Below are 14,038 nucleotides of genomic sequence, written 5' to 3' on the forward strand. Positions count from 1 at the left end.
GGGCAGGAGGGACGCGGTCAGCCCGCCGCCCGGCGCAGGGCGTCGTCGACCGAGGAGCGCACGAGGCTCGAGAGGAAGAAGCCCGGCTTGTCGATGCCGATGCCGGCGAGCAGGCCGGCGGCCTGATCGACGATCGCGGTCGAGAAGGTGGTCGCGGTCGAGACGGCCTCCGCGTAGGCCGCGCGGTCCGCCTCCGCGACCGTCACGGGCTCGCCGCCCATCTCGACGACCAGCGCCTGGGCGATCGGGAGCACCGGCCCGGGGGCCGTCACGGCGAAGTAGGTCTCGGAGAGGCGCGCGAGATCCAGGCTCGTCCCGCTGAACGCCATCGCCGGGTGCACCGCGAGCGGGATGACTCCGGAGGCGAGCGCCGGCGCCAGCACCCCGTAGCCGTGCTCGGGAGCCGTGTGCAGCACGAGCTGCCCGGGCTGCCAAGCGCCGGTCGCCGCGAGACCCGCGACCAGAGCCGCGATCTCGCCTCCGGGGACGGCGAGGACGACGAGCTCGCTGCGCTCGACCAGGTCGGGCACGGCGAGCACCGGCACACCGGGGAGCAGCGCGTCGGCGCGCTCGCGGCCGCTCTCGCTGGTCGTCGCGATGCCGATGACGGCGTGGCCCGCGTTGGCGAGCGCCGCACCGAGCACGGGGCCGACGCGGCCGGCTCCGATGACGCCCACTCCGAGGCGCCCGTCTCGACGGCTGTCAGGCATGCGGTGGTCCCTCCGGTGCGGGCCAGGCGGCGCGATCGAGCGGGGCCGGCCAGGAGACGGGGGCGGCGGCGCGCGCCGGGGCGGGGCGCCTCCCCCACAGGTGGCTGTCGTCGCGCCCGGCGGCGGCGACTCCGGCGCGCGCCAGCTCGTCGAAGAACCGGCGCCCGTCGGCGACGCTCATCACCGGCACCATCGGCGTCACCGGGCCGGTGACCGTGTGCACCCGCGCCGAGGCGAGGCCGAGCAGGCGCTGGATCGGTCCCTGCTGCACTCCGACGCTCTGCATCCGCGCGAGCGGGACCACGGCGACCCGCCGCCACACCGCACCGCTGCGGATCACGACGACGTCCTCGGTGAGCCGGTAGCCGGTCCGCCGGAACGAGAGCGGCCGGAGCCAGGCCGCGGCGCGGGGCGCCCGCGTGTACCCGGGGGCGTCGCGGAGGCGCAGCGCATCGCCGACCGGGGTCGCCTCCGCCCCCTCGGCCGGACCGGGGAGCAGGAGGCCCAGCACGCGCTCGACCGCGACGAGATCGCCCACGGGCAGGATCGTCGTGTTCGGCTCGCCGTTGGCCCCGCGGGAGGCGGCGTGGCCGGCGCGGTCGATCTTGACCTGCCACCAGCCGAACGGGCGCCAGAGCAGCGGCTGCGTGATCTCGACGGCGTGGATCCGGCCCGGCGGCAGCGTGTCGCTGCTGGTCGAGAGCACGCCGTAGCCGACGCGGACGCCGTCGGGCGTGCCCGCGATCGAGTAGCGCAGCGAGCGGACGAACTGGCGGATGTAGTAGCTGCCCGAGCCGATGAGGCCCGGCAGGATCGCGAACAGGATGTAGGGCGATCCGTAGACGGCGACGAGGACCACGGCGACCACCGAGACCGCGAGGAACACCGTGAAGCCGCTGAAGACCAGCGAGCCCAGCAGACGTCCCGGCGGGATCGACACCACCGACTCCGGAGGCGTCCCCTCGTCATCGACGTCGACGAACTCCTCGAGCCGGCGCGACAGGAACCCGCCGGCGGGCGCGGCGCCGGCCGCCACCGCCTCGCGCTCGCGGACCCCCGAGGCCAGTCGCAGGATGTCGCGGCGGAGCGCGTCCACCAGCCTCGACCCGAGGTACGAGAGCTGGACGTTCGCGTCCTGACCGGCGACGCTCACCTCGAGCTTCGCCGCTCCGAAGAGCCGGGCGAAGAGCGGACGCTGCACGGCGATGCCCTGGATGCGGTCGAGCCGCGCCCGGCGGTTCGTGCGGAAGAGGACGCCGGAGCGCACCTCGACCACCTCGTCGGTGATGCGGAAGGTGTGCATCCGCCACGAGAGCCAGAACGCGAAGACCGCGATCGCGAGCCCCACGGCCACGGCGAGCAGCGCCCAGCCGATGAGTCCGCGGCGCAGCAGCTCGTCGACCGGGTCGCCGCTCGCGTAGCCGCCGGGGCCGGGGAGGAAGAGCTCGACCAGGCGCTCGCGGAGGTTGGTGATGACGATGCCGAGGACGACCAGCAGGCCGATCCCGCCCTTGAGCACGGGCGTGGCGGGGTGCAGACGGTGCCACTCCCCGTCGGCGAGATCGGTCTCGATGCCGCGGACGGCGGCGGCGGGGGCGTCGCTCACAGGCCGGCCCGGCGCGACTCGGCGAGCGCGACGAGTCGGTCGCGCAGCTCCTCCGCCTCGCCGGCGACGAGACCGGGGATGCTGACGCCCGTCGCCGCGGCGGCCGTGACGAAGCGCAGGTCGGCGAGGCCCAGCGCTCGCGCGAGCGGCCCGCGGTTGACGTCGATGAGCTGCATGCGGCCGTAGGGCACCGAGACGAAGCGCTGGAACATGATGCCGCGACGGAACAGCAGGTCGTCGTCGCGGAGGAGGTAGCCGTAGGCGCGGGCGCGGCGGGGCGCGACGATCAGGAGGGTCACCGCGAGCGCGGCGGCCGCGACCAGCAGCGGCGGCGCCCACTCGACCCCGATCAGCCAGAGCACCACGGGGACCGCCAGGAGGACGACGCTCGAGACCACGGCCGACACGATCTCGACGGCCACGTACTTCGGCGAGACGCGGCGCCACTCCCCCGGGACGTCGAGCCGTCGACCCTCGAGAGCGACCGCCTCGCGTCGGCTGCGACGCTCTCCGGCCGCGGGTCGCGACTCCGGCTCGTCGGTCACGATGACGTCCTCCCTGCCCGCGCCCGACAGGAGTCGGCGTCAGGCGTGGTTCACCTCGCCGACGACGGGATCGTCGTCGTCACTCGGTGGGATGGTGCACAGGTGCTCGGCGACCAGGCCGGCCACCAGGAGGACGACGGAGCCCACGATCGTGGCGACGTCCTGCCACACGGAGCCTAGCGAAGGGATGACGGCCCGGCTCAGCAGGTAGAGGAGGATGCCGCCGGAGGCTCCGAGCAGGAGCGCGCCGACGTGGCTGGACGCCTTGGCGAGCACGACGACCCGCATCGCGCGGAACGGGTCGATGGGGCGCCGGAGCGTGCCCTTCGTCGCCCGGTGGATGGGGATCGCGAAGCCGAGCACGAGCGCCGCCACGACCACGAGGGTGAGCGGCACCGTCAGCGGCGGGATGAGGACGGGGAGACCGGAGGAGGCGATCGCCAGGTCGAGGAGGAAGCCGGCGACGGCGCCCGCGAGGCCGAGGCCGAGGAGGGTGCTGATGCGGGTGCGCTTCACGGAGTGCTGCTCTCGGGATCGGGGTGTCCGGGGGCGGTGCTCGTCGGGGCGATCCCGGAGGAGGCGCCGCTCCGCCACGCTATCGTCTCCGGCCGGTCCTCGACCCGATCGGTCGCGCGGATCCGGAGGTCGGCGATCGGGCCGGCGCCGGGCAGCACCGCCGACGGCTCGACGTCGAGCCACGGCTCGAGCACGAACGCCCGCTCGTAAGCCCTCGGGTGGGGCAGCGTGAGGTGCGGGTCGTCGCGGGTGACGCCTCCCATCGCGATGACGTCGATGTCGAGGGTGCGGTCGCCCCAGCGCTCCTCGCCCTCGCCGCGGAGCCGGCCGCCGGCGAGCTCGATCGCGGAGGTCGCGGCGAGCAGGTCGTCGGGCTCGAGGGTCGTCGAGGCCGTGACGACCGCGTTGAAGTAGGCGGGGGCGTCGTGGTCCACTCCCTCGAGCTTCCACGCCGGCGACTCGACGACCTTGGACACCGCCAGGACCCGCACCCCGGGCGTCGTCGCGAGGGCGCGCACCGCGTCGGAGAGATGGGCCAGCCGGTCGCCGAGGTTGCCGCCCAGCGCGAGGACCACGTGCCGCTCCGGCCGGATCCGCTGCTGTCGCGGCCTCACGAGCGGCTCCTCGTGATCTGCACGGCGACGTCGTCGAAGGGCAGCGGGATCGGGGCGTCGGGCTTGTGCACCGTGATCCGCACGATCTCGGCCGCGGCGAAGCCCAGGGCGACCTGCGCGAGGCGCTCGGCGACCGTCTCGATGAGGTCGACCGGGTCGCGGGTCACGGCGTCGGAGAGGGCGATCGCGAGCTCGCCGTAGTGCACGGTCTCGGCGAGCGCGTCGCCGTCCGCCGCGGGAGCGGTGTCGAGCCAGACCGTCGCATCGATGACGAAGTCCTGCCCGTTCTCGCGCTCGAAGTCGAAGACGCCGTGGTGCGCCCGCACGCGCAGGCCCGTCAGTGTGATCGAGTCGCGGACGGCGAGGGAGGCGGGGTCGATCGTCACGGGCGCTCCTGGGCGAGTCGGGCGGCGAGCGCGATGGCGCGCGCGCTGGATCGGACGTCGTGGACGCGGAGCCCCCAGGCGCCGCGGTCGGCGGCGAGGAGGGTGAGCATCGCTGTGACCTCGTCACGCTCGACCGCGGGCGCCCCGGGGGCCGCGAACGGCGCGAGGAAGCGCTTGCGCGAGTGCCCGACGAGCACCGGTAACCCGAGCGACGTGATCGCCTCGAGGTGTGCGAGCAGCGACCAGTCGTGCTCGCCGTTCTTGGCGAAGCCCAGCCCGGGGTCGAGGATCAGCCGGTCGTCGCGGATGCCGGCCTCGCGGGCGGCGTCGATCCGGCGCTCGAGCTCGCCCCGCACCTCGGCGACGACGTCGGAGTAGGTGGCGAGCGAGGTCATGTCGGCGCTGTGGCCGCGCCAGTGCATCGCGATGTAGACGGCGCCGCGCTCGGCGACCAGCGGGAGCATCTCCGGATCGGCCAGCCCGCCGGACACGTCGTTGACGACGACGGCGCCGGCGTCCAGCGCCGCAGCGGCCGTCGACGCGCTCATCGTGTCGACGCTGACGCGCACGCCCTCGGCGGCGAGGGCGCGGATCACCGGGAGGACGCGGGCCTGCTCGGCGCGGGCGTCGACCCGGGGCGCCCCGGGTCGGGTCGACTCGCCGCCGACGTCGACGAGATCGGCGCCGAACGAGGCGACGCCGGTCCCCGACGGGGCGGTCATCGCGAGACCGTGCCGCACGGCGTCGTCGACCGAGAGCCAGCGACCGCCGTCGCTGAACGAGTCGGGAGTGACGTTGAGGATCCCGAGGAGCGCTGCGCGGCCGCCGGGAGCGAGATCCGTCGCGGAGGGGGGCACGTCACTCCCCCCGGGCGGCGCCGATCAGCGCGATGATCTCGGCGCGGGCGGCGGGCTCGGCCAGGGAGCCGCGCGCGGCGACGGTGACGGTCGAGCTGGCCGTCTGGCGGGCACCGCGCATCCGCACGCAGCCGTGCTCGGCGTCGACGACCACGAGCACGCCCTCCGGCGACAGACCGGAGTCGATCACCTCGGCGACCTGCTCCGTGAGCCGTTCCTGCAGCTGCGGGCGCGACGCGACGGTCTCGACGATCCGCGGGAGCTTCCCGAGGCCGATCACGCGCTCCCCCGCCCGGTAGGCGATGTGCGCGACGCCGACGAACGGCAGGAGGTGGTGCTCGCAGACCGAGCGGAACGACAGGTCGCGCACGATGACGGTCTGCTCCTCCGCCCGCCCGCCCTCGACGACCGCGAAGGTCTCGTCGAGGTGCGAGGCGGGGTCGAGCTCGAACTCGCCGAAGAACTCCTCGTACGCCTCCGCGAAGCGACGGGGCGTGGAGGCGAGCCCCTCGCGACCCGGGTCCTCCCCGATGGCCGCGAGGAGCTCGACGACGGCCGCCTCGATGCGCGCCTTGTCGACGGGCACGGGACTCAGGCCGTCGCGGGGCGGGGGGTGATCAGCGGCGGGCGCTGGGGGGCGATCTCGCCGGCGTCGGAGGTGACGCCTCCGTCGGTCACGCCCGCGTCGATGGGAGCCTTCGCGACCGGCACTGCGATGGGCGGCAGGTCGGAGAGCGGGCGCTTGTCGCTCGAGAGCCACTGCGGGCGCTCGTCGATCTTGCGCACGTCCTTGAAGATCTCGGCGAGCTGGTCGTGGTCGAGGGTCTCCTTCTCGAGGAGCTCGGTCGCGAGGCGGTCGAGGATGTCGCGGTTGGCGTTGATGACCTGCCACGCCTCGTCGTGCGCCTGCTCGATGAGCTGGCGGGTCTCGGCGTCGACCTTCTCGGCGATCTGCTCGGAGTAGTCGCGCTGGTGGCCCATGTCGCGGCCGAGGAACATCTCGCCGGACGACGAGCCGAGCTTCACCGAGCCGATGTCCGAGGACATGCCGTACTCGGTGACCATCTTGCGGGCGATCGCGGTCGCCTTCTCGATGTCGTTGGAGGCGCCGGTGGTCGGGTCGTGGAAGACGATCTCCTCCGCGACGCGGCCGCCCATGGCGTACGCGAGCTGGTCGAGGAGCTCGTTGCGGGTGGTCGAGTACTTGTCCTCGAGGGGCAGCACCATCGTGTAGCCGAGGGCGCGACCGCGCGGGAGGATCGTGACCTTGGTCACGGGGTCGGTGTGCCGCATGGCCGCCGCAGCGAGAGCGTGCCCGCCCTCGTGGTAGGCGGTGATCAGCTTCTCCTTGTCGCGCATGACGCGCGTGCGGCGCTGCGGACCGGCGATGACGCGGTCGATCGCCTCGTCGAGGGCGCGGTTGTCGATCAGCTGCGCGTTGGAGCGCGCGGTCAGCAGTGCGGCCTCGTTGAGCACGTTGGCGAGATCGGCACCGGTGAAGCCCGGGGTCTTGCGGGCGACGACCTCGAGGTCGACGCCTCCCGCGAGCGGCTTGCCGCGGCCGTGCACCTCGAGGATCTTCTTGCGGCCGAGGAGGTCGGGGGCGTCGACGCCGATCTGGCGGTCGAAGCGGCCCGGGCGCAGCAGGGCGGGGTCGAGGATGTCGGGGCGGTTCGTCGCCGCGATGAGGATGACGTTCGTTTTGACGTCGAAGCCGTCCATCTCGACCAGGAGCTGGTTGAGGGTCTGCTCGCGCTCGTCGTGACCGCCACCCATGCCGGCGCCGCGGTGGCGGCCGACGGCGTCGATCTCGTCGACGAAGATGATCGCGGGCGAGTTCTCCTTGGCCTGCTGGAACAGGTCGCGGACGCGGCTCGCGCCGACGCCGACGAACATCTCGACGAAGTCGGATCCGGAGATCGAGTAGAAGGGCACGCCCGCCTCGCCGGCGACGGCGCGGGCCAGCAGCGTCTTGCCGGTGCCGGGAGGGCCGTAGAGCAGGACGCCCTTCGGGATGCGCGCGCCGACGGCCTGGAACTTGGCGGGCTCCTTGAGGAACTCCTTGATCTCGTGCAGCTCCTCGATCGCCTCGTCGGCGCCGGCGACGTCGCCGAACGTGACCTTGGGCGACTCCTTCGAGACGAGCTTCGCCTTCGACTTGCCGAACTGCATGACGCGGTTGCCGCCGCCCTGCATGCCCGAGAGCATCAGCCAGAAGAACGCGCCGATCAGCAGGATCGGGAGGAGGAAGCCGAGAGCCGACAGGAACCAGTTGGTCTGCGGCACCTCGTCGGTGTAGCCGTCGGACGGAGCTGCCGCGGTGACCGCGTCGACGACCTCGGTGCCGCGCGGGGCCACGTAGTAGAACTGCACCTGCGTGCCGTTGTCGCCGTCGGCCTCGCTCAGGGTCAGATCGACGCGCTGCTCGCCGTCGACGATCTTCGCCGAGGCGACCTTGCCGTCCTGGAGGAGCTCGAGGCCCTCCTGCGTGCTGACCTGCCGGAAGCCGGACATGGTGATCAGCGAGGAGCCGATCCAGACCGCCACGATCGCGAGGACGACGTAGAGAATGGGACCCCGGAAGATGCGCTTGACGTTCATGAATGTTGCGGGTGCGACACCCGGCACCTTTCTGACGAGAAATGTGAGTGCCAGGCTACCTCCCGCTCTCTGAACGCCGGCCACGCGTTCGCCGTGGGCCGAAAGCGGTGCCGGCTGTGTTCATCGGCTCTGATGCGGCTGTGCCGCATCAGAGCTCGCGGTCGGCTTCCCGAGATGGTTGCGATCCGCAGAGCGGGGAGGGTCGGGCCGATCGACCGCGCACCGCCGCGGACGCCACCCATGCTGGTCGAGTAGCCCGCAGGGGCGTATCGAGACCCACGTCTGTCAGCAGGCCGAGCTTCTACCCTCGCCTCCTGACAGAGGTGGATCTCGATACGCCCGCTGCGCGGGCTACTCGATCAGCAGGGCGGGGACCTCAGAAGAACCATCGGCGTCAGCGGATCGGTGATCCGGTCCGGGGTTCCCCCACCACCTGAGCGTCAGGCGGTCTCGAGGAGGGGCTCCGGGTCGCGGAGGGCGGGGGTCAGGCCGCGGCGGCGGCGGGCGGCGGCCAGGACGGTGACGCCCAGGGCGGCGAGGAGCCACAGGGAGAGGACGAGGACGGCGTTCGCGACTCCGATGCTGCCGCCGGCGATCAGGGAGCGGAACGCCTCGACCGTGTAGGTCAGCGGCAGCGCTCCGTGGATCGCCTGGAAGAAGGCGGGCGCCGTCTCGATCGGGTAGGTGCCGCCCGCTGAGGAGAGCTGCAGCACCATCAGGAGCAGCGCGACGAACCGGCCGGGGGCGTCGAGCAGCGAGATCAGGGCCTGGTTGATCGCGACGAAGGTCAGGCTCGTGAGCACCGCGATCCCGATCATGCCGGGCAGGTTCGCGGCCTCGATCCCGACGCCGAAGCGGATGACCAGCGCGGCGAGGACGCCCTGCGCGACGGCCATCAGCGCGCCCGGCAGGTAGCTGCGCAGCGCGATCACCCACGCCGGACGGCGAGCGGCGAGGAGGCGCTCGCTCAGCGGAGCGCTCATCAGGTAGAACGCGAGCGCGCCGACCCAGAGCGCGAGGGAGAGGAAGTAGGGCGCGAGGCCGTAGCCGTACTGCGGCACCTCGTTCAGGCGCTGCTTGTCGAGGGCGACCGGAGCGGCTGTGACGGCGCTGAGCGTCTCGGCCTGGTCGGCGGTGTAGGTCGGCACCTCATCGGCACCGTCGGTCAGCTTGTCGGTGAGGGTCTGCGACCCGTCGGCGAGGGAGTCGATGCCGCTGTCCAGGCTCTCGGAGCCGGTCTCGGCGGTGGCGGTGCCGTCGGCGGCGGAGGCGGCTCCGTCGGCGAGCGTCCGGGCGCCGGTGGCGAGGGAGGCGGTTCCCGAGGCGAGGGAGTCCGCCCCGGTCGAGGCGTCGGCGATGCCCGTCGTGAGCGGGCCGACGCTCCCTGCGAGGGTGCCGACTCCGGAGGCGAGCTGCGCGGCTCCCGTGTCGAGGGAGGCGGCGCCGGCCGCGAGAGTCCCCGCACCGGTCGAGAGCGCCTGGGCGCCGGTGTCGACCTGGGCGACTCCCGCCGCGACCTCCTGGGTGCCGGCGGCGAGGTCGCCCGCGCCGGTCGAGACGGAGGCGGCGCCCGCGGAGAGCGCGGTGAGACCGGTCTTCGAATCGCCGACCAGCGCGGCCGTGCCGGCGGAGAGGGCCTGAGCGCCCTGGTCGACACCGGCCGCCCCGGTCGACACCTCGGCCGCGCCGGTCTCGAGCTGCGTGATCAGAGCGAGGCGCTGGGCGTCGGTGAGGGTGCCGTACTGGGCCAGCAGCGACTGCAGGCCGGTGTCGACGGTCGCGGCACCGGAGGCGAGTGCGGGCGTGCCGGCGGCGAGCGTCGACGCTCCGTCAGCGAGGGATCCCCCTGCGGTGAGCGCTGCAGCCGCCCCGTCGGCGACCGAGGTCGCACCGGTCTGGAGCGTCCGCGCCCCGGTCGCGGCGTCGGCCGCGCCGGTCGCCAGCGCAGGAGTCGAGCCCGCGAGCGTCGACGCCCCCGTCGCCAGATCGGCCGCGCCGGCGTCCACCTTCTGCGCGCCCGCGGCGACCGAGGTCGCTCCGTCGTTCAGCGCCGTCGCCTGGGTGGGCAGCTGCGCGGTCTCGTCGGCGAGCTGCTGCAGCCCGGCGGCGAGCGTCGCGGCCCCCGAGGAGGCCGACGCGGCACCGGTGCTGAGCGTCCCTGCGCCGGTCGCGAGCTGAGCGGTGCCGTCCTCGAGCTGAGACAGGCCCACGACCAGCTCGGAGGAGCCGTCGGCGGCCTGTGCGGAGCCGTCGGCCAGCTGCGCCGCTCCGTCGGCGGCCTGCGCGAGGCTGTCGTGGACGTCGGTGAAGCCCAGGTAGACGTTCTTCAGGTAGCTCTCGCCGACCTCCTTCTCGACGGTGGCGGTGACGGTCGAGCCGATCGTCGAGGCGATGTTGCCGACGATGAGGTTGGCGCCGTCGTCGGTCTCGATCGAGAGCTTCGCGACGGAGGCAGCGGCCGGGTCGTCGCCGCCGAGCGAGGCGACATCGGCGGAGAAGCCCGACGGGATGGTCAGCACGGCGTAGACGGCGCCCGAGGCGAGCTCGCTCGCCGCCTCGTCGGCGTCGAGCCGGGTCCACGCGAAGTTCGAGGAGGAGGTGCTCGAGAGCAGCTCGTCGGTCACCGAGTCGCCGAGGGCGAGCGCCGAGCCGTCGGCGGCGGTGGCTCCGGTGTCCTCGTTCACGACGGCCGCGGGCACGGTGTCGAGGGTGTGCGTCGGATCGAGGTTCGCCGAGGTCAGCAGCCCCGCGTAGATCAGCGGGATGAGCGCGATCGCGGCGAAGACGACGACGAGGCGGGGCTGCACGCGCCCGAGGGCACGACGGAGGGCTGAGGCGGGCATGGTCCTTCTACTTCGCGGAGGTGGAGTGGAGAGCGGCGAGCCGCTGCGACGCGACTCCGGTGACGAGGAGCTCGGCGATGTCGGCGGCCGCGTCGGCGACCGGGCGGCGCGAGTCGCCCTCGAGCAGCCAGCCGACGACGAGCCACGTGGTGCCCGCCGCCAGGAAGGTGGCGAAGCGCTCGACGCGGGCGTGGTCGCCGGCGCCGGGCTCGCGGGCGGCGAGCGGCGAGAACGTGAGCAGCCGGCGGGCGAGGAACGCGACGACCGACTCCTGCACCGCGCGCGCCGTGCCTCCGGTGAGCACCCGGCGGTAGAAGTCGGCGTGCACGAGGAGGCCGTCGAGCAGGCCGTGGACGACCCGCGGCACGGCCGGCTCCCACTCCTGGGCGGACGAGACGGGCGTCGCCGCCGCGAAGAGCGCGTGCATCCGCTCGACGGCCGCCGCCTCGATGAGCGAGGGGACGTCTCCGAAGTGCTGGTAGAAGGTGGGCCGGCTGACACCGGCGGCCGCGCAGAGCTCGGTGATCGAGGGCTGCGCGTCGCCGGGCCGGTCGAGGGCGGTGGTGATCGCCGCCGTCAGCAGGTCGCGCGAGCGGGTGAGCCGCGGATCGGTCACAGGGGCCCTCTTCTCCTCCGGAGTCGAGGCAGCGCCCCGTCTCTTACGTTCGTAAGTAACTTACAACCGTAAAAGAAAGCGCGCAAGCGACGCCGATCGTCAGGCGGTCTCCTGGTCCGGGACGATCGTCGCGATCGAGGTGGTGTCGATGATCAGCGAGTCGTGCGGAGTGAGCCCCGGGCTCTTGGGGGTCGGCACCGGCAGGCGGACGACCAGCGCGCCCGGGTCGACGCCGAACCGTCCGGCGGTGGTGCGCCCGACGGGGTCTCCGTCGAGCTCGGCCAGCACGGGCTGATCGAGCTCGAACGCGAACTCGCGGCCCGGCCACTGCCGGAGGGAGGCGAGGCCGTTGCGATTCCCGGTCGCCACGTCGAGCGCCAGGCCGAAGCGGCGGCGCAGCAGAACGAGCTCGAGATCGCCGTCGTCGAGCACGGCGCCGGCGGCGAGCTCGATGTTGGCGACCACCGAGCTGCAGTTGCAGGCGAGCACCATCAGGCAGCGGGTCGGCGGCTCGGGTGCGCCGTCGATCGTGATCGTCGCCTCGAAGCCGGCCTTGAACATCGCCGGCGCGCCCGCCGCGACGTAGGCGCCCCAGCCGACCTTCTTCTTCAGCTCCTCGTCGGTCTTGTCCATGATCTCGGCGTCGAGCCCGACTCCGCCCATCACCATGAACACCCGCTCCTCGCCGTCGTCGAACACGGCGGTGCCCACGTCGATGGCGCGGTCCTGCCCGAGCAGCGCGATCTCGACGGCCTCGGCGAGGGACCCGAGCGGGAGTCCGAGATTGCGGGCGAGCAGGTTGCCGGTGCCGCTGGGCAGGAGTCCGTAGGGCACCCCCGTGCCGCGGAGCACGGCGGCGACCGCGCGGACCGTGCCGTCGCCCCCCATCGCGCAGACCACGTCGGCGCCCGCCTCGAGCGCCGCGCGGGCGGCCGAGGCGCCGGAGTCGTCGACGCTGGTCTCGAACCAGCGCGGCTCGTCCCAACCGAGACGGCGGGCGACGGTGGCGACCAGATCCTCGGCGGCACCGACGTCGTCGAACTTGCTCGGATTGATGACGACGGCGACCCTGCGCCCGGGGCGTGCTCTCTCGGCTCTCACCGTCTCAGTCTGGCGCGCGATCGAGGGCCGCCGCCGCCTCCGTCGCGAGCACGGCGCCGAGCTGGGCCGAGAGGGTGGCCGGCAGGGTGGGAGGCGCATCCCAGCGCGGACCCGCGAGCAGCAGCCCGTTGCGCTCACTCGTGCTCCAGAGGGCCTCGACGCTGCCGGTGACGAAGCGGCGGAGGCGCTCGGCGGTCGCGGGGACGACTCCGTCGGTCGTGGCCAGGTCGACCAGGTGGCGGTAGGCGATGCCGCCGAACAGGGCGCCGTCCCCCGTGCCCTGGTCGACGAAGACGCCGTCGGGAGCGAGGCGCGTCAGCAGATCGTCGGCGGTGAGGGAGGCGTGCGCCACGAGCCGCGGGTCGGGGCGCAGGCGGTGCAGGGCGAGCGCCGCGCCGATGTAGACGCCGTGGTTGTAGCTGAACGCCCAGTCGTCGCGCGCCGAGCCGCCCTCGCGGCCGATGCCGTCGGCGACGAATCCGGTCTCGGCGTCGCGCAGGCGCACGTGCATCCAGTCGAGGGCGGCGCGCGAGAGCTCCTCGCGGCCGTCGGGTCGGAGGCGCTCCAGCCGGGCTCCGAGGATGGCGAACGGGCCGTTGGCGGGCGCGTTCTTGTAGTCGAGCTGTCGGCGGCGCCAGGCGAGGCTCGCGCCGTGCCGGAGGTTCCAGCCGCGATCGACCGCGAAGCGCCAGAGGTGGTCGGCGCGGTCGAGCCACCTCGGCTCGTCCGTCGCCTCGCCGAGCCGCGCGAGCGCGCCTCCGAGCCACATCATGTCGTCGAAGTAGCCGTTGACCAGCCGGCCGCCGTTGCGGAGGCGGATCGCGCGGTGGAGCCGCGACGCCCGCTCGAGGTGCTCGGCGTCTCCGGTGCGCTCGAAGGCGTCGACCTGGGCGTCGATCGCGTGCGCGAGCCACCAGTAGTCGAACTCGAGATCGGCTCGGAGCGAGGTCGGGTAGCTGTTGTGGTACCCGAGCACCGGCGCGCCGAAGAGCCGCTCGAGGCTCCGCTGGGCCGTGTCGGCGCGGCGGCTACTCGTAGACGTGGGGAGCGAGGATCGCGACATCGCGGAGGTTGCGGTAGCGCTCGGCGTAGTCGAGTCCGTACCCGATGACGAAGTCGTTGGGGATGTCGAAGCCGACGTAGGCGACGTCGACCTCGACCTTGGCGGCGCGGGGCTTGCGGAACAGCGCGCAGATCTCGACCGACTCGGCGCCGCGGCTGCGCAGGTTGCCCTGCAGCCACGAGAGCGTGAGACCGGAGTCGATGATGTCCTCGACGATCAGCACCTTTCGGTCGGTGATGTCGGTGTCGAGGTCCTTCAGGATGCGGACGACGCCGGAGGACTTGGTGCTGCTGCCGTAGGAGGAGACGGCCATCCAGTCCATCACGATGTCGAGCTTGAGCTCGCGGGCGAGGTCGGCCATCACCATGACGGCGCCGCGCAGGACCCCGACGATGAGGAGGTTCTCTCCGGCGTAGTCGCGCTCGATCGCGCGGGCCAGGCCGCGGATCCGCTCATGGATCTCGGCCTCGGTGAAGAGGACCTCGGTGATGTCATCGGCGATGTCGGCTGCTTCCACCCGGCCACTCTACGGGTCGGCTCCACCGGCCCGCGGACCGCGGTGAGGGAGAGGCCGGCGCCC

General features: G+C 73.2%; 14 protein-coding genes. All 14 read right to left on the minus strand.

Annotation, left to right across the window (positions count from 1 at the left end):
• Positions 1 to 17: 17 nt before the first annotated feature.
• Entirely contained in the window at positions 18 to 710 is a 693-nt protein-coding gene (locus GRS92_RS07555) for a Rossmann-like and DUF2520 domain-containing protein (protein WP_159854782.1), read from the minus strand.
• The gene (locus tag GRS92_RS07560) at positions 703 to 2,316 is read right to left on the minus strand and encodes a PH domain-containing protein (RefSeq protein WP_159854784.1); all 1,614 of its coding nucleotides are present in this window, start codon (positions 2,314 to 2,316) and stop codon (positions 703 to 705) included. The genes GRS92_RS07555 and GRS92_RS07560 overlap by 8 nt, the downstream gene beginning before the upstream one ends.
• On the minus strand, positions 2,313 to 2,861 hold the full coding sequence (locus GRS92_RS07565) for a PH domain-containing protein (RefSeq protein ID WP_159854786.1): 549 nt from the start codon (positions 2,859 to 2,861) through the stop codon (positions 2,313 to 2,315). The genes GRS92_RS07560 and GRS92_RS07565 overlap by 4 nt, the downstream gene beginning before the upstream one ends.
• A 39-nt stretch (positions 2,862 to 2,900) precedes the next feature.
• Positions 2,901 to 3,377: a DUF3180 domain-containing protein gene (locus GRS92_RS07570; RefSeq protein ID WP_159854788.1), complete on the minus strand. Its 477-nt coding sequence runs from the start codon at positions 3,375 to 3,377 to the stop codon at positions 2,901 to 2,903.
• On the minus strand, positions 3,374 to 3,991 hold the full coding sequence (gene folK / locus GRS92_RS07575; protein ID WP_159854790.1) for a 2-amino-4-hydroxy-6-hydroxymethyldihydropteridine diphosphokinase: 618 nt from the start codon (positions 3,989 to 3,991) through the stop codon (positions 3,374 to 3,376). Before folK ends, GRS92_RS07570 begins: the two co-directional genes overlap by 4 nt.
• Positions 3,988 to 4,377, minus strand: a complete 390-nt coding sequence (gene folB / locus GRS92_RS07580) for a dihydroneopterin aldolase (RefSeq protein ID WP_235021864.1) — start codon at positions 4,375 to 4,377, stop codon at positions 3,988 to 3,990. The genes folK and folB overlap by 4 nt, the downstream gene beginning before the upstream one ends.
• Positions 4,374 to 5,234: a dihydropteroate synthase gene (gene folP, locus GRS92_RS07585; RefSeq protein ID WP_159854792.1), complete on the minus strand. Its 861-nt coding sequence runs from the start codon at positions 5,232 to 5,234 to the stop codon at positions 4,374 to 4,376. Before folP ends, folB begins: the two co-directional genes overlap by 4 nt.
• A 1-nt stretch (position 5,235) precedes the next feature.
• Positions 5,236 to 5,820, minus strand: coding sequence for a GTP cyclohydrolase I (folE, locus tag GRS92_RS07590; RefSeq protein WP_159854794.1), 585 nt, complete (start codon positions 5,818 to 5,820; stop codon positions 5,236 to 5,238).
• 5 nt (positions 5,821 to 5,825) lie between these two features.
• Positions 5,826 to 7,835: an ATP-dependent zinc metalloprotease FtsH gene (gene ftsH, locus GRS92_RS07595; RefSeq protein ID WP_159854796.1), complete on the minus strand. Its 2,010-nt coding sequence runs from the start codon at positions 7,833 to 7,835 to the stop codon at positions 5,826 to 5,828.
• Positions 7,836 to 8,275: 440 nt separating this feature from the next.
• Positions 8,276 to 10,678: a YhgE/Pip domain-containing protein gene (locus GRS92_RS07600; protein WP_159854798.1), complete on the minus strand. Its 2,403-nt coding sequence runs from the start codon at positions 10,676 to 10,678 to the stop codon at positions 8,276 to 8,278.
• A 7-nt stretch (positions 10,679 to 10,685) separates the two neighbouring features.
• The gene (locus tag GRS92_RS07605; protein ID WP_159854800.1) at positions 10,686 to 11,294 is read right to left on the minus strand and encodes a TetR/AcrR family transcriptional regulator; all 609 of its coding nucleotides are present in this window, start codon (positions 11,292 to 11,294) and stop codon (positions 10,686 to 10,688) included.
• 99 nt (positions 11,295 to 11,393) lie between these two features.
• The gene (locus tag GRS92_RS07610) at positions 11,394 to 12,395 is read right to left on the minus strand and encodes a diacylglycerol/lipid kinase family protein (protein ID WP_159854802.1); all 1,002 of its coding nucleotides are present in this window, start codon (positions 12,393 to 12,395) and stop codon (positions 11,394 to 11,396) included.
• A gap of 4 nt (positions 12,396 to 12,399) precedes the next feature.
• Entirely contained in the window at positions 12,400 to 13,458 is a 1,059-nt protein-coding gene (locus GRS92_RS07615) for a glycoside hydrolase family 76 protein (RefSeq protein ID WP_159854804.1), read from the minus strand.
• Complete coding sequence (gene hpt / locus GRS92_RS07620) at positions 13,424 to 13,975, minus strand: hypoxanthine phosphoribosyltransferase (RefSeq protein ID WP_056041011.1); 552 nt, start codon at positions 13,973 to 13,975, stop codon at positions 13,424 to 13,426. The genes GRS92_RS07615 and hpt overlap by 35 nt, the downstream gene beginning before the upstream one ends.
• Positions 13,976 to 14,038: the final 63 nt, after the last annotated feature.

Origin of the sequence: Rathayibacter sp. VKM Ac-2754 (assembly GCF_009807095.1) — a bacterium.
In the GTDB taxonomy this organism is placed as follows: Bacteria; Actinomycetota; Actinomycetes; order Actinomycetales; family Microbacteriaceae; genus Rathayibacter.

Excerpts from the sequence above, each read along its gene's own strand:
- GRS92_RS07615 (WP_159854804.1), bottom strand. The coding sequence starts at position 13,458 with ATGTCGCGATCCTCGCTCCCCACGTCTACGAGTAGCCGCCGCGCCGAC.
- GRS92_RS07555 (WP_159854782.1), bottom strand. The coding sequence starts at position 710 with ATGCCTGACAGCCGTCGAGACGGGCGCCTCGGAGTGGGCGTCATCGGA.
- GRS92_RS07600 (WP_159854798.1), bottom strand. The coding sequence starts at position 10,678 with ATGCCCGCCTCAGCCCTCCGTCGTGCCCTCGGGCGCGTGCAGCCCCGC.
- ftsH (WP_159854796.1), bottom strand. The coding sequence starts at position 7,835 with ATGAACGTCAAGCGCATCTTCCGGGGTCCCATTCTCTACGTCGTCCTC.